Annotated in this window: 11 protein-coding genes and 1 rRNA gene; 11 read left to right on the forward strand and 1 reads right to left on the reverse strand. The window is 64.6% G+C overall.

What is annotated here, in order from left to right; all coding sequences use genetic code 11:
- Positions 1-9 precede the first annotated feature (9 nt).
- The 3 genes from rrf to G3N98_RS15590 all read left to right on the forward strand — a co-directional run bounded on the left by rrf (position 10) and on the right by G3N98_RS15590 (position 4,448).
- A 5S ribosomal RNA gene (gene rrf / locus G3N98_RS15580) occupies positions 10-122 on the forward strand.
- Positions 123-562: 440 nt separating this feature from the next.
- Complete coding sequence (locus G3N98_RS15585; protein WP_089424413.1) at positions 563-2,638, forward strand: molybdopterin oxidoreductase family protein; 2,076 nt, start codon at positions 563-565, stop codon at positions 2,636-2,638.
- 136 nt (positions 2,639-2,774) lie between these two features.
- Positions 2,775-4,448 carry a long-chain fatty acid--CoA ligase gene (locus G3N98_RS15590; protein ID WP_089439157.1) on the forward strand — a complete coding sequence of 558 codons (1,674 nt, stop codon included), beginning with the start codon at positions 2,775-2,777 and terminating at the stop codon, positions 4,446-4,448.
- Positions 4,449-4,728: 280 nt separating this feature from the next.
- On the opposite strand, the gene G3N98_RS15595 is transcribed toward G3N98_RS15590, so the two are convergent.
- Positions 4,729-5,880, reverse strand: coding sequence for a porin (locus tag G3N98_RS15595; RefSeq protein ID WP_089472100.1), 1,152 nt, complete (start codon positions 5,878-5,880; stop codon positions 4,729-4,731).
- 276 nt (positions 5,881-6,156) lie between these two features.
- Here G3N98_RS15595 and coq7 point away from each other — a divergent pair, with 276 nt between their 5' ends.
- From coq7 to mraY, 8 genes are all read left to right on the forward strand, one after another.
- Positions 6,157-6,783, forward strand: coding sequence for a 2-polyprenyl-3-methyl-6-methoxy-1,4-benzoquinone monooxygenase (coq7, locus tag G3N98_RS15600; RefSeq protein ID WP_089424416.1), 627 nt, complete (start codon positions 6,157-6,159; stop codon positions 6,781-6,783).
- Positions 6,784-7,169: 386 nt separating this feature from the next.
- Positions 7,170-7,598, forward strand: coding sequence for a division/cell wall cluster transcriptional repressor MraZ (mraZ, locus tag G3N98_RS15605; protein ID WP_006487094.1), 429 nt, complete (start codon positions 7,170-7,172; stop codon positions 7,596-7,598).
- 23 nt (positions 7,599-7,621) lie between these two features.
- On the forward strand, positions 7,622-8,563 hold the full coding sequence (gene rsmH / locus G3N98_RS15610; protein WP_206148617.1) for a 16S rRNA (cytosine(1402)-N(4))-methyltransferase RsmH: 942 nt from the start codon (positions 7,622-7,624) through the stop codon (positions 8,561-8,563).
- Positions 8,560-8,901: a cell division protein FtsL gene (ftsL, locus tag G3N98_RS15615; RefSeq protein WP_009694564.1), complete on the forward strand. Its 342-nt coding sequence runs from the start codon at positions 8,560-8,562 to the stop codon at positions 8,899-8,901. Before rsmH ends, ftsL begins: the two co-directional genes overlap by 4 nt.
- On the forward strand, positions 8,898-10,745 hold the full coding sequence (locus G3N98_RS15620; RefSeq protein WP_174976209.1) for a penicillin-binding protein 2: 1,848 nt from the start codon (positions 8,898-8,900) through the stop codon (positions 10,743-10,745). The genes ftsL and G3N98_RS15620 overlap by 4 nt, the downstream gene beginning before the upstream one ends.
- A complete protein-coding gene (locus G3N98_RS15625; protein ID WP_175240911.1) occupies positions 10,742-12,280 on the forward strand; it encodes a UDP-N-acetylmuramoyl-L-alanyl-D-glutamate--2,6-diaminopimelate ligase in 1,539 nt (512 codons plus the stop codon). Before G3N98_RS15620 ends, G3N98_RS15625 begins: the two co-directional genes overlap by 4 nt.
- The gene (gene murF, locus G3N98_RS15630; RefSeq protein WP_206148618.1) at positions 12,277-13,683 is read left to right on the forward strand and encodes a UDP-N-acetylmuramoyl-tripeptide--D-alanyl-D-alanine ligase; all 1,407 of its coding nucleotides are present in this window, start codon (positions 12,277-12,279) and stop codon (positions 13,681-13,683) included. Before G3N98_RS15625 ends, murF begins: the two co-directional genes overlap by 4 nt.
- Before the next feature lie 16 nt (positions 13,684-13,699).
- On the forward strand, positions 13,700-14,869 hold the full coding sequence (mraY, locus tag G3N98_RS15635; RefSeq protein WP_006477019.1) for a phospho-N-acetylmuramoyl-pentapeptide-transferase: 1,170 nt from the start codon (positions 13,700-13,702) through the stop codon (positions 14,867-14,869).
- Position 14,870 lies beyond the last annotated feature (1 nt).

Here is a 14,870-nt window from a genome sequence, read left to right on the forward strand (position 1 = left end):
CCCTCTTTGCCTGATGACCATAGCGAGTCGGTCCCACCCCTTCCCATCCCGAACAGGACCGTGAAACGACTCTACGCCGATGATAGTGCGGATTCCCGTGTGAAAGTAGGTAATCGTCAGGCTCCCTAAGCCAAGAACCCCCGCCCGAAAGGCGGGGGTTTTTGCATTTGGGCGGCGGAAATGCACGGGCGAGTGGAGTGGACGGCCTGGCTTGAGTTTCCTCATCGCCTACTCCCAATTAGAAGCGCTCGCAGCTCCCGGCACGCCAATCGGCCAGTATCATCCGCGATCCCTTGGCCTATTGCCGCTATCTCCGATCAAAGCTGCAATTTCTCTCTCTCTCGCCTCGGTTGGCACACTCGGACGTGATTAGCTTGCCATCGTCGACAACGAGTGTCGGGTCATCGTGCAAATCCCCCACGGACGACGCACCGAACCACTGAAACCGAGCCGATTCCCCCCATCGCGTTTCGGCCAAATACCTCAGAAACCGTACGAAATGAACGCTTTATTCGGCGTGTCCACGTAAAATTTGCGAATCCCCATCTCTGCACACAAAACGATGAACGCCGCCATTCAGGTAGCTCGGGCCGTTTGCCCGCATGATTGTCCGGACACGTGCGCAATGCGTGTGACTGTCGAAAACGGCAAGGCGATCAAGGTCACGGGCGATCCCGACCATCCGCCGACACAAGGCGTGTTGTGTACGAAAGTCAGCCGGTACGCCGATCGCGTTCATCACCCCGACCGCCTCACCGTCCCGCTCAAGCGCATCGGTGCCAAAGGGGAAGGGCATTTCGTACCTATCAGCTGGGACGAGGCGTTCGATGAGATCGGCCGTCGTCTCGGTGAAATCGCGGCGCGCACACCGGAAGCAATCGTGCCGTACAGCTATGCGGGAACGATGGGGCTCGTCCAGGGGGAGGGGATCGCCCAGCGATTCTTCCACAAGCTCGGTGCCTCGCGACTCGAACGCACGATCTGCGCGGCGGCCGGTGCAGCGGGGTTGCGTTACACCTATGGCGGTAGTCTCGGCATGCACCTCGAGCATTTCGAGGAAAGCGAGCTGATTCTGATTTGGGGAGCAAACCCGATCGCGTCGAGCCTGCACTTCTGGACGCGTGCGCAGGAAGCGAAGCGCCGAGGCGCACGTCTTGTCGCCATCGATCCGTACCGTTCGCTGACAGCGGAGAAGTGTCATCAGCACATCGCGTTGAAACCCGGTACCGACGGCGCGTTCGCACTCGGCATGATGCACGTGCTGATGACCGAAGACCTGCTCGATCACGATTACATCGCCAGCCATACGCTCGGCTTCGACGCGCTCAAGGAGCGGGCGATGTCCTATCCGCCGGAACGCGTTGCGCAGATCTGCGGGATCGACGCGTCGGAGCTGATCGACCTTGCGCGTCGTTACGGTGCGACTCGTAAGGCATCGATCCGCCTCAACTACGGCATGCAGCGTGTTCGCGGTGGCGGCAACGCCGTGCGCGCAATCGCAAGCCTGCCTGCGCTGACGGGCGCCTGGCGGGACCGGGCCGGCGGGCTGTTGCTCTCGTCGTCGGAATCCGCGCCGGTCAACCAGGCTGCGCTGCTTCGCCCGGATTTGATGCCGGGCTGGCCGCACAAACTGCCGCGCATCATCAACATGAACGCGATCGGCGACGCGCTGCTGCACCCGGGCGATGCCACCTTCGGGCCGAAGGTCGAAGCGGTGATCGTTTACAACTCGAACCCGGTGGCTGTCGCGCCGGATTCATCGAAGGTCGCGGCAGGGTTCGCGCGTGACGATCTGTTCACGGTCGTTCTCGAGCATTTCAAGACCGATACCGTCGATTTCGCCGACATTGTGTTGCCGGCCACCACCCAGCTCGAGCATCTGGACATCCACAAATCGTACGGTCACACCTACGTGATGGCGAACTTGCCGTCGATTCCTCCGGTGGGGGAGGCACGGCCGAATACGGAGATCTTCCGCGGCATCGCACGCAGCATGGGGCTCGACGAACCCGCGCTTTATCACAGCGACGAAGAGGTCGCGCGCGCGGCGCTCCGCTGGGACGATCCGGTGCTCGACAGCGATTGGGACACGCTCAAGCGCGATGGCTGGTTGAAGCTCAAGCTGCCGGAGGCGCCGTTCGCGAACGGCGGTTTCCGCACGCCGTCCGGCAAGTGTGAGTTCTACAGCCCCCGACTCGAGCAGATGGGCGCGGATCCCGTGCCCGACTACCTGCCGCCATTCGAGTCGGCCGAGGCCGCGCCCGATCTCGCCGCACGCTATCCGCTCGCGATGATCTCGCCGCCGGCTCGCCACTTCCTGAACAGTACGTTCGTGAACGTCGACAGCCTGCGTCATACCGAAGGCGAGCCGCATCTCGACATCCACCCGTCTGACGCCGATGCGCGCGGTATCGCGGAAGGTGACGTCGTTCGCATCTTCAACGACCGCGGATCGATGCAGGCGCTCGCGAGAATTACCGATCGCGCGCGCGCAGGGCTCGTCGTCGGGCTGTCGATCTGGTGGAAGAAGCTGTCGCCGGACGGCAGAAACGCGAACGAAGTGACGAGCCAGGCACTCACCGATCTCGGCAATTCGGCGACGTTCTACGATTGCCTCGTGGAAGTTGAGCGCATTTGATCGGATATCACCGTATCATCAGACGAATTTCCACGGAAGTTCGAAGTGGACATCTAACCCTGTTGTCTCGGAACGAGCGAGCCGTTACGATGCGTTTTAGCACGACCATTCGAAAATCTATGAGGAGACGCGCGGTATGGACAAAATTTGGCTGAAATCGTACCCACCCGGCGTTCCAGCCGAAATTGACGCGTCTCCTTATCCCTCCGTTCCCGACCTGCTCGACGAAAGCTTCCGGCAGTATCGCGACCGCACGGCATTCGTCTGCATGGGCAAGGGCATCACGTACGGCGAACTCGACAAGCTGTCGCGCCAGTTCGGCGCGTGGCTGCAATCGCGCGGGCTTGCGCGCGGGGCGCGCGTCGCGATCATGATGCCGAACGTGCTGCAGTACCCCGTGGCGATCGCCGCGGTACTGCGCGCGGGCTACACCGTCGTCAACGTCAACCCGCTCTATACGCCGCGCGAGCTCGAGCATCAGCTGAAGGACAGCGGTGCGGAGGCGATCGTCATCCTCGAGAATTTTGCGTCGACGCTGCAGGCTGTCATCGCGAATACGGGCGTCAAGCACGTCGTCGTTGCATCGATGGGCGATCTGCTGGGCATCAAGGGGTGGCTCGTCAACTACGTCGTGCGCAACGTGAAAAAGATGGTGCCTGCCTGGCAGCTGCCGTCGTTCACGCGCTTCAAGGCCGCGCTGTCGGAAGGTGCGCGCCAGGCATTCAAGGCGCAGAAGATCGGCCCCGATGACGTCGCGTTCCTGCAATACACGGGCGGTACGACCGGCGTCGCGAAGGGGGCGACGCTGCTGCACCGGAACATCGTGTCGAACGTGCTGCAGGCGGGCGCCTGGCATCATCCGGCGCACGAGAAGTTTCCCGACGTGAAACAGTTCGTGACCGTTGTCGCGCTGCCGCTGTATCACGTGTTCGCGCTGACCGTCTGCGGCTTCCTGACGATGCGTACCGGTGGCATGGGCATCCTGATCCCGAACCCGCGCGACATCGCCGGCATGATCAAGGAGCTGAAGGGCTACCAGATCTCGACGATCCCGGCGGTCAACACGCTGTACAACGCACTGCTGAACCACCCGGAATTCAATCAGCTCGACCTGTCGAAGCTCGTAATCGCCAACGGCGGCGGCATGGCGATCCAGGAGGGCGTCGCGAAACGCTGGTATGAAAAGACCCATACGGCGATTATCGAGGGTTACGGGCTGTCCGAAACGTCGCCGGTGGCGACCTGCAACCCCGTGACGGCGACCGAGTACAGCGGGACGATCGGCTTGCCGCTGCCGTCGACCGAAGTGGCGATTCGCGATGACGCGGGCAACGACGTCGCGCTCGGCGAACCCGGCGAGATCTGCATCCGCGGGCCGCAGGTGATGGCCGGCTACTGGAACCGGCCGGACGAAACCGCGAAGGTCATGTTCGCGGACGGCTTCTTCAAGACGGGCGACGTCGGCGTGATGGACGCGCGAGGTTACGTGAAGATCGTCGACCGGAAGAAGGACATGATCCTCGTGTCGGGCTTCAACGTGTACCCGAACGAAGTCGAGGACGTGGTGGCGTCGCATCCGGGCGTGTTCGAGGTGGCGGCGGTCGGTGTGCCCGACGAGCATTCCGGCGAAGCCGTGAAGCTGTTCGTCGTGAAGAAGGACCCGGCGCTCACCGACAAGGACATCCTTGCCTACTGCAAGGAGCGCCTCACCGGCTACAAGCGGCCGAAGCTGGTCGAGTTCCGCACGGAGTTGCCGAAAACGAACGTCGGCAAGATCCTGCGGCGCGAACTGCGCGACGGACGCGCATAACGGCGGTCGATCGATCGGAACGAAAAAGCCCGGCTTGTGCCGGGTTTTTTCGTTTGCGGCTTGACCCGGAAGAGGCTGTTTCCGCGCGAGGCGGCTTCTGGGGTGGGCTCGATGCGGCAGCAATGCGTTACGGCGCAGCAAGGACAGGACGGTGCCTTCTCGACGAGCGCATCGTAGTCGATACGGTTCGCCACGCTCCGGCTTCGCGGCTGCACCGACCGGAAAAGAAAAAGGCGCCCGAAGGCGCCTTCAATATGCTGCGGCTTGCCAGGCAAGCTGATTAGAACTTGTGACGGATGCCGACGCGTGCTGCGACCTGGTTGGCCGAGCTCGAACCTGCGAGACCGTTGATCGCTGCCGTCGCCTTCAGGACGTTGCCGTTCGAGTCGAGCACGTTGCCCGATGCGTGCTGGTACACGCCGATGGCGTACACGTCGGTACGCTTCGACAGGAAGTAGTCGACGCCCAGCGAGCCTTGGTGGTACTTGGCTGCCGAGTTGCCGTCGATCTTGCTGCCTTGCGTGTAGTCGTACGCAGCGCCGAGAATCAGCGCCGGGGTCAGCTGATACTTGAAGTTGATTTCGCCGTTGTTGAACGTCGCGGTCTGGTTCACGAACGGGCCTGCCGAGAAGCCCTTGAACTTCGTGTTCGAGTACGTCGCGCCGATCGTCGCTGCGCCGAACGTGTAGGCGCCGCCTGCACCGATGACCTGGTACGTGTTCGCGTTGTTCGCGTACCCGCCGTAGATCGGCGACGAGACCGACGAAGACGCCGAGCCGTTGTTGAACATGCCGCCGAACTGGTTCGGCGTACGTGCGTTCAAGTAACCGACGCCCAAGACCAGCGGGCCGTTGTTGTAGCCTGCGCCGAGCGACCAGACCTGGTTCTTCGAGAACTGGCCTGCCTGACCGCCGAAGCTGTACAAGCCGCCGAACGAGAAGCCGCCGTAGGTCGAGCTCGTGAACTTGACTGCGTTGTTCACGCGATACGCGTTGTTGAAGTTGTCGAGGTCGCCCGGGTGAGCGGCGATGTAGCCGCCCCACTGGTCGCCTGCCTCGAGCGGGCCGACGAAGTCGACGACGGAGTCGTATTGACGACCCAGCGTGACCGTACCGTACTGGCTCGACAGGCCGACGTAAGCCTGACGACCGAACATCAGGCCGCCCTGACCGAGCTTGCCGCTGTTCACGTCGAAACCGTTTTCGAGGGTGAAGATCGCCTTCAGGCCGCCACCGAGGTCTTCGGTGCCGCGCAGGCCGAAGCGGCTGCCTTGCATCACGCCGCTGGCCATGCTGTACAGATGCTTGCCGCCCGCGTTGTTGTTGAAGAGCAGGCCTTCATCGATGATGCCGTAAAGCGTCACGCTGCTTTGCGCATGGGCAGCGCCAGCAAACGCGCCCAGCGCGACGAGCGCGAGAAGCGACTTTTTCATTAACGGATCTCCAAAATTCACTGAATTTTTCTGGCGGGGCGGATAGTTATGTTCTGTTGACGGGCCCCTTCAACTTCGCAAGAAGTCGCACGTAATGTAGCAAAACCGTTTTTTGCCACAAAGCGAAATGCCGCAGCTCAAGGTCGCCATGTTTCCTTTATGCAACAATGGTTAAAATCACGGGTTAACCGCAATTTCCGCTGAATAATCAAGTCGGTTACGCAGCGGACTCGTGCCCTTGCCGCTCGCGGCAGCACCTGCAGCCAGGAGAACAGGATGGTGTTGGATGAACTGATCAGCGAATTCGATCGCGGCCTGCGATCGCTGACCGGCATTAGCCGGATGAGCCGGCCGGTGCCCGCGCCGGCGGAGGCGCCGGCCGTCGAGCTGACGCCTGCGGAGCGTACGCATGCCGCCGGGCTGATGCGCGTGAACCACGTCGGCGAGGTCTGCGCGCAGGCGCTGTACCAGGCGCAGAAACTCACCGCGCGCACGGCGTCGGCGAAGGCGATGTTCGAGGAGGCCGCACGCGAGGAGGAGGATCACCTCGCGTGGACCGCGCATCGCCTGAAAGAGCTCGACTCGCGCCCGAGCCTGCTGAACCCGCTCTGGTATGCGGGTTCGCTCGCAATCGGCGTGGCGGCCGGCGCGCTCGGCGACAAGGTCAGCCTCGGCTTCATGGCCGAGACCGAGCGGCAGGTCGAGAGCCATCTCGAAGGCCACATGTCCGAGTTGCCGGCGGCTGATACCGCGTCGCGCGCGATCGTCGACCAGATGCGTATCGACGAGGTGAAGCACGGCAAGGCCGCGGCCGACGCAGGCGGGATCGAGCTGCCGCTGCCCGCGCGGATGCTGATGCGCGCCGCGTCGAAAGTCATGACGAGTACTGCGTACTATCTGTGAGATTCCCACCGGGGCGATGCGTGACGTCGCCCCGGTTCCCCACCGCTGATACCGCCCGTTTATTCCTCGTTTTCCCGCCCCCGAAAGCCCCGTCGGCACACCCGTCTGGCCCGCCTTTCTCACGTATCACCTTCACAAGTTGCACTAGCTCATTCATTTATAACGGTTTTTAGAATGAGGGGCCGCATGAGCATGTGCGCGTAAGTCCTTGTTCTAACTAACAAAATTCGTCAAAAAAGCGGGCCGCTCCCTTGACCGTGCCACACCCTTCCTCTAAAGTGGGAGACAGTGTGAGAAAGTGTATTTTTGTGTGATTTGGCGGGCTATTCCGGCTAAATTCTCAGCATTGAGCGGGTGCTTCGGTGCCCTGAACGGGAGAGCGGAAAGTGTTCCAAGGGGCGTCGGCGCTGACGCTCGATGCGAAAGGGCGGATGTCGGTGCCGGCTCGCTATCGCGAAGCGCTGCAAGGACAGGCAGAAGGACGGGTGACTGTGACCAAGCACCCGGACGGCTGCCTGTTGCTGTTTCCGCGCCCCGAATGGGAGGTATTCCGCGCCAAGATCGCCGCGCTGCCGATGGACGCGCACTGGTGGCGGCGCATTTTTCTCGGCAATGCGATGGATGTCGATCTCGACAGCGCGGGCCGGATTCTCGTATCGCCCGAGCTGCGCATGGCAGCCGGACTGGAAAAGGAAGTCATGTTGTTGGGAATGGGTAGTCACTTCGAGCTGTGGGATTCGCAGACCTACAACGCGAAGGAGCAGGCAGCGATGGCGCAGGGCATGCCCGACGCGCTGAAGAATTTCACGTTCTGATTGCGGTGACGGAGACGCCCGCGATGGGAAACGAATTGCAGCATCGGACCGTGTTGTTGGACGAAGCGGTCGAATCGCTCGTGACGCGACCGGACGGCATTTATGTCGACGGTACGTTCGGGCGCGGCGGCCATAGCCGTGCGGTGCTCGCGCGGCTGGCGCCGGGCGGGCGGCTGATCGCGTTCGACAAGGATCCGAGGGCGATCGAGACGGCGCAGGGCATCGAGGATGCGCGTTTCTCGATCGTGCATGACAGCTTTGCATCGATGCGCGACGCGCTTGCGGCGCGCGGCGTCGAGAAGGTGTCGGGAGTGTTGCTCGACCTGGGCGTGTCCTCGCCGCAGGTGGACGATCCGGCGCGCGGCTTCAGCTTCCGCGCCGATGGTCCGCTGGACATGCGGATGGATCCGACGCGCGGCGAGTCGGCGGCGGAATGGCTCGCACGGGCTTCGGTGCAGGAATTGACGGAGGTGATACGGGATTATGGGGAAGAACGGTTTGCTTTTCAGATTGCAAAGGCGCTTGTTGCTCGCCGGGCAGAGTCCGACCGTCTTGGGCCTCTCGGCACCACGGGCGAGCTTGCCCAAATCGTGGGTCACGTCGTCAAAACCCGTGAGAAGGGCAAGGATCCGGCAACCCGCACCTTTCAGGCTATACGGATTCACGTCAATCAAGAGCTTGCGGACCTGCAAGTCGTACTAGACGCGGCACTGTCGTTGCTGGAGCAAGGGGGGCGGCTGGTGGTCATCAGCTTTCATTCACTCGAGGATCGGATCGTCAAGCGATTCATGCAGGCGCACGCGAGTGCGCCTGCGGTCGATCGTCGCTTGCCGATCCGCGCCGTCGACCTCCCGAGCCCACCGCTCAAGATCATCAGCCGCCAGTTTCCGAGTGAAGCGGAAGTCGCTGCGAATCCGCGCGCCCGCTCCGCCGTGATGCGCATTGCGGAGCGCGTCACGCCATGAGCCGCTTCAACATCTTCCTGCTGATCATCGTGATGGGTTGCGCGCTGTCGGTCGTCAATTCGACGAACCAGCAGCGCCAGATCTTCATCCAGCTGCAGCGTGCGCAGTCGCAGGAGCGTCAGCTCCAGCAGGACTACGCGCAGCTTCAATATCAGCAGAGCGCGCTGTCGAAGACGTCGCGCATCGAGCAGCTCGCGAACGATTCACTGAAGATGCAGCCGATCACGACCGGCCGCACGCAATACCTGACGCTGCCGCCGGGCGCCGCGAAGGCGATCGATGCGCCGATCCCGGCTTCGGCGGACACGGCCGGCAAGGGCAAGGGAGGCGCGCGATGAAGCCGTCCCACAAGCGCCAGAACGTGAAGTTCTCGTCGAGCCCCGTGCTGGGCGTGCATCTGCCGATGTGGCGCTCGAAGCTCGTCGTGTTCCTGCTGTTCATGGCGTTCGTCGCGCTGGCCGCGCGCGCGTTCTGGATCCAGGGGCCCGGCAACGCGTTCTATCGGAAGCAGGGCGAAAGCCGCTACCAGCGCACGATCGATCTGCCGGCGACGCGCGGCAAGATTCTCGACCGTAACGGGCTCGTGCTCGCGACGAGCCTGCCCGTGCGCGCGATCTGGGCGATTCCCGACGCGGTGCCGGACGATCTCGATGCCGACAAGGTCAACCAGCTCGGCAAGCTCCTCGGCATGACGTCGAAGGAACTGCGCGTGAAGCTGTCGGAAGACAAGGGTTTCGTCTACGTCAAGCGTCAGGTGCCGATCGACGTCGCGGACAAGGTCGCCGCGCTCGACATTCCCGGCATCTATCAGCGCAACGAATACAAGCGCTTCTATCCGGAAGGCGAGATCACCGCTCACCTGATCGGCTTCACGAACGTCGAGGACGAAGGGCAGGAAGGCGTCGAGCTGGGCGACCAGAAGATGCTGTCCGGCACGTCGGGCATGCGTCGCGTGATCAAGGACCGGATGGGGCACATCGTCGAGGACGTCGCCGAGCAGATCCCGCCGCACAACGGCACCGACGTCGACCTGTCGATCGACAGCAAGATCCAGTACATCGCGTACGCGAACCTGAAGGCCGCCGTCGAGAAGTTCAAGGCGAAGGCCGGCGCGGCGATGGTCGTCGACGTGCGCACCGGCGAGGTGCTCGCACTCGTCAACTACCCGACGTACAACCCGAACGACCGCTCGCGCATGACGGGCGAGCAGTTGCGCAACCGGATCATGACCGACGTGTTCGAGCCTGGCTCGATCATGAAGCCGTTTACGGTGTCGCTCGCGCTCGACCTGCACCGCGTGACGCCGAACACGCTCGTCGAGACGGGCAACGGGCATTTCGTGCTCGATGGCGCACCGATCACCGACGACGCGGGGTTCGGCACGCTGACGGTCGGCGGCGTGATCCAGAAGTCGAGCAACATCGGCGCGACGAAGATCGCGATGACGATGCGGCCCGAGGAAATGTGGAATATGTATACGAGCATCGGCCTCGGCCAGGCGCCGAAGGTCGGGTTCCCGGGCGCGGTGGCCGGCCGCCTGCGTCCGTGGAAGAGCTGGCGCCGCATCGAGCAGGCGACGATGTCCTACGGCTACGGCCTGTCGGTGTCGCTGTTCCAGCTCGCGCGCGCCTACACGGCGATCGCGCATGACGGCGAGCTGATGCCCGTGACCATTTTCAAGACCGACCCCAACCAGCCGGTCGCGGGCACGCAGGTGTTCAACCCGACCACCGCGCGCGAAGTGCGCGCGATGCTCGAGACGGTGGTGGCGCCGGGCGGCACGTCGCCGGATGCGGCCGTGCCGGGCTATCGCGTCGGCGGCAAGAGCGGTACCGCGTACAAGCATGAAGGCCACGGCTACACGCGCAAGTACCGCGCGTCGTTCGTCGGGATGGCGCCGATGCCGAATCCGCGCATCGTCGTCGCGGTGTCGGTCGACGAGCCGACCGCCGGCAGCCACTTCGGCGGCCAGGTGTCCGGCCCCGTATTCTCGGCGATCGCCGGCGACACGATGCGTGCGCTGAACGTGCCGCCGAACATGCCGATCAAACAGCTCGTCGTGTCTGACGATTCGCCGGCGGCACCTTCCGCGACGGGGCCGCAAAAGCTGCCCGCGGGTAGCGGTGCGAAGCATATGATCGTGTCCAGCACGACGCGTAATTCACCAGGAGTTGTTCGATGAGCGCCGCTCGCAGTTCCCATCCGGCGCATCAGCAGATCGCAGCCGCGCTTGCGTGGCTGCGTCAGCATGTGGCCCCCGCAGCGCAACTGCATGCCGACACGCGCAGCCTCGAGGCGGGCGACGTGTTCTTTGCGTATGCGGTCGACGGGGCCGACAACCGCGCATTCATTGACGAAGCCGTCGCGCGCGGTGCGGCCGCCGTGCTGTATCAGCCGGAAGGGCTGGCCGCTGCGCCGGCCGTTCCTGTCGCGCTTGCCGTGCCGGCGCTCGACCAGCTCGCCGGCGAGATCGCCAGCGGCTGGTATGGCGATCCGAGCGACAACCTGCTCGCAGTGGGGGTGACCGGCACGAACGGCAAGACCTCGTGCACGCAGTGGATCGCCACCGCGCTGACGGCGCTGCACCAGCCGTGCGCGGTGATCGGCACGCTTGGCACCGGGATGCCCGGCCAGCTCGTGCCGACCGGTTTCACGACCCCCGACGCGCCGCAACTGCAGCGCAGCCTCGCGCAATTGCGCGACGCGGGCGCGAAGGCCGTGGCGATGGAGGTGTCGTCGCACGCGCTGCACCAGGGGCGCGTGAACGGTACGGCTTTCGACATCGCGGTGTTTACGAACCTCACGCAGGATCACCTCGACTATCACGGCACGTTCGACGCGTACGAAGCCGCGAAGGCGAAGCTGTTCGCATGGCGCGGCCTGCGCGCGGCGGTCGTCAATCGCGACGACGCAGCGGGTCGGCGCCTGCTCGAGAAGCTGGCTGGCCGCGTGCGTACGATCGCGTACGGGATCGGTGATGCACCGGTGCCGGACGCCGATCGCGAACTGGTCGCGCTCGACGTGCGCGCCACCGCGACCGGCACGGCGTTCCGTCTGCGTTCGTCGTGGGGCGATGCGGACGTCGAGGTCGGCACGCTCGGCACGTTCAACGTCAGCAACCTGCTTGCCGTGCTCGGCTCGCTGCTCGCGGCCGACGTGCCGTTCGACGCGGCGCTCGCCGAGATCGCACGGCTCGAGTCCGTCAACGGCCGGATGCAGCGGCTCGGCGGCCGGCTGCAGAACGACGAACCGCTCGTCGTGATCGACTACGCACACACGCCCGACGCGCTCGAAAAGACGCTCGACGCGCTGCGCCCGATCGCTACGGCGCGCGGCGGGCGGCTCGTCTGCATGTTCGGCTGCGGCGGCGATCGCGATGCGACGAAGCGCCCGCTGATGGGCGCGATCGCGGAGCGGCTCGCCGATGAAACCGTCGTCACGAGCGACAACCCGCGCAGCGAGGATCCGCAGCGCATCATCGACCAGATCGTCGCGGGCATGACCGCGCCCGATCACGCACGCCGTATCGAGGATCGCGCGAGCGCGATCCTGCAGGCCGTGCGCGGCGCGGCACGCGAGGATGTCGTCGTGCTGGCCGGCAAGGGCCACGAGGCCACACAGGAAATCATGGGCAAGAAGCGCACGTTCTCCGACCAGGATCACGCGCGGCTCGCGCTGGCAGCGCGCGCAACGCATGGCAAGGGAGGCGCCGAATGACGATGCTCAGTCTCGGCGAAGCCGCTCGCCTGATCCCCGGCGCGACCGTCCACGGCGACGCGGGCGTCACGTTCGACCGCGTGTCGACGGATAGCCGCACGGCCGGCCCCGGCGACCTGTTCGTCGCATTGAAAGGCGAGCGCTTCGATGCGCACGCCTTCCTCGGCGATGTCGCCGCGCGCGGTGCTGCCGCGGCGCTGGTCGCGCACGTGCCGGCTGGCGTCACGATGCCGGTGCTCGAGGGCGGTGAAACGCGTGCCGCGCTCGGCGCGCTTGCGCATGGCTGGCGCAAACGGTTCGCGCTGCCGCTCGTCGCGGTGACGGGCAGCAACGGCAAGACGACCGTCAAGGAAATGATCGCGTCGATCTTCGCGGCGGCGGTCGGCGCCGACGCGCGGCTCGCGACGGCCGGCAACCTGAACAACGATGTCGGCCTGCCGCTGACGCTGCTGCGCCTGTCGGCCGCGCATCGTCTTGCGGTGATCGAGATCGGGATGAATCACCCGGGCGAGACGGAAGTCCTTGCGCGCCTCACGGCGCCGACGGTCGCGCTCGTCAACAACGCGCAGCGCGAGCACCAGGAGTTCATGGCGACGGTCGAAGCCGTCGCGCTCGAACACGCGGCCGTGATTCATGCACTGCCGCCGGACGGCGTCGCGGTGTTCCCGGCCGACGACGCATACGCGGGCATCTGGCGCGTCGCGGCGACCGGCAACCGGATCCTCGATTTCGCGCTGCACGATGCCGAGCGGCAACACGACGCGCAGGTCACGGGCCGCCTGCACGGCGGCGAACTCGCGATCGACACGCCCGCGGGCGCCGTCACGGTGCGGCTGCGCGCGCTCGGCGAGCACAACGCGCGCAACGCGCTGGCCGCCACGGCGGCGGCGCTGGGCGCCGGCGTCGCGCTGTCGGCGATCAAGCAGGGTCTCGAATCGTTCGAACCGGTCAAGGGCCGGCTGCAGGTGAAACAGGCGATCGCAGGCAGCCTCGCGGGGGCAACGGTCGTCGACGATACGTACAACGCGAATCCCGATTCGATGCGTGCCGCGATCGACGTGCTCGCCGCGCAACCGGCGCCGCGCGTGCTGGTGATCGGCGACATGGGCGAGGTCGGCGACGAAGGCCCGGCCTTCCATCGCGAGGTCGGAGCCTACGCGCGCGAGCGCGGGATCGACGCGCTGTTCGCGCTCGGCGACGCGTCGCGCGATGCCTGCACCGCGTACGGCGACACGGCCCGCCATTTCGGCGACGTCGGCGCGCTGGTCGGCGCATTGCTCGCGGCGGGTTACGGCGCGCAGGCGACGCTGCTCGTGAAGGGCTCGCGGTACATGAAGATGGAGCGCGTGGTCGACGCGCTGACGAACCAACCCGCGGCGGGCACGACGCCCGCTGCACACTGAGTAGAAGGAAGGAAGCATGCTGCTGGCGCTGGCGCAATGGCTGCAAGGAGACGCAAGCTTTTTGCGCTTGTTCACGTACCTCACGTTCCGTGCGGTGATGGCCACCATCACCGCGCTCGGGATCGGGCTCGTGTGCGGACCGTGGGTGATCCGCAAGCTGACGCAAATGAAGGTCGGTCAGGCCGTGCGCAAGGACGGTCCGCAGACGCACCTGGTCAAGTCCGGCACGCCGACGATGGGTGGCGTGCTGATCCTGATCGGCATCGCGGTCGCGACGCTGCTGTGGGGCGACCTGACGAACCGTTTCATCTGGATCGTGATGCTCGTCACGTTCGGTTTCGGCGTGATCGGCTGGGTCGACGATTACCGCAAGGTCGTCCACAAGGACCCGCGCGGGATGTCGTCGCGCGAGAAGTATTTCTGGCAATCGGTGATCGGGCTGTTCGCGGCCGTCTACCTCGCCTTCAGCGTGTCCGAGGCGAACAACGTGCGCGTGTTCGACCTGTTCATGGCATGGGTGAGGAGCGGCCTGTCGATGGGGCTGCCGGCACGCGCCGACCTGATGCTGCCGTTCCTGAAGTCGATCAGCTACCCGCTCGGTGTGTGGGGCTTCATCGTGTTGACGTACTTCGTGATCGTCGGCGCGAGCAACGCGGTGAACCTGACCGACGGCCTCGACGGCCTCGTGATCATGCCCGTGGTGCTGGTCGGTGCGTCGCTGGGTGTGTTCGCGTACGTGATGGGCAGCGCGGTCTATTCAAAATACCTGCTGTTCCCGCACATTCCGGGCGCGGGTGAATTGCTGATCTTCTGTTCCGCGATGGGTGGGGCAGGGCTCGCGTTCCTCTGGTACAACACGCACCCCGCGCAGGTGTTCATGGGTGACGTCGGCGCGCTGGCGCTCGGCGGCGCGCTCGGCACGGTCGCGGTGATCGTGCGCCAGGAAATCGTGCTGTTCATCATGGGCGGCATCTTCGTCGCGGAAACGCTGTCGGTGATGCTGCAGGTTTCGTGGTTCAAGTACACGAAGAAGCGCTACGGCGAAGGGCGGCGCCTGCTGAAGATGGCGCCGCTGCATCACCATTTCGAATTGTCCGGCTGGAAGGAAACGCAGGTGGTCGTGCGTTTCTGGATCATCACGCTGATGCTGTGCCTGTTCGGTCTGACCACCCTCAAGCTGCGGTAAA

Source organism: Burkholderia sp. Tr-20390 (genome assembly GCF_017104595.1).
In the GTDB taxonomy this organism is placed as follows: domain Bacteria; phylum Pseudomonadota; class Gammaproteobacteria; order Burkholderiales; family Burkholderiaceae; genus Burkholderia.

What these genes read in the sequence shown, in the direction of transcription:
- G3N98_RS15585 (WP_089424413.1), top strand. Translation starts at nt 563, where the DNA reads ATGAACGCCGCCATTCAGGTAGCTCGGGCCGTTTGCCCGCATGATTGT.
- G3N98_RS15590 (WP_089439157.1), top strand. Translation starts at nt 2,775, where the DNA reads ATGGACAAAATTTGGCTGAAATCGTACCCACCCGGCGTTCCAGCCGAA.
- G3N98_RS15595 (WP_089472100.1), bottom strand. Translation starts at nt 5,880, where the DNA reads ATGAAAAAGTCGCTTCTCGCGCTCGTCGCGCTGGGCGCGTTTGCTGGC.
- coq7 (WP_089424416.1), top strand. Translation starts at nt 6,157, where the DNA reads ATGGTGTTGGATGAACTGATCAGCGAATTCGATCGCGGCCTGCGATCG.
- rsmH (WP_206148617.1), top strand. Translation starts at nt 7,622, where the DNA reads ATGGGAAACGAATTGCAGCATCGGACCGTGTTGTTGGACGAAGCGGTC.
- ftsL (WP_009694564.1), top strand. Translation starts at nt 8,560, where the DNA reads ATGAGCCGCTTCAACATCTTCCTGCTGATCATCGTGATGGGTTGCGCG.
- G3N98_RS15620 (WP_174976209.1), top strand. Translation starts at nt 8,898, where the DNA reads ATGAAGCCGTCCCACAAGCGCCAGAACGTGAAGTTCTCGTCGAGCCCC.
- G3N98_RS15625 (WP_175240911.1), top strand. Translation starts at nt 10,742, where the DNA reads ATGAGCGCCGCTCGCAGTTCCCATCCGGCGCATCAGCAGATCGCAGCC.
- murF (WP_206148618.1), top strand. Translation starts at nt 12,277, where the DNA reads ATGACGATGCTCAGTCTCGGCGAAGCCGCTCGCCTGATCCCCGGCGCG.
- mraY (WP_006477019.1), top strand. Translation starts at nt 13,700, where the DNA reads ATGCTGCTGGCGCTGGCGCAATGGCTGCAAGGAGACGCAAGCTTTTTG.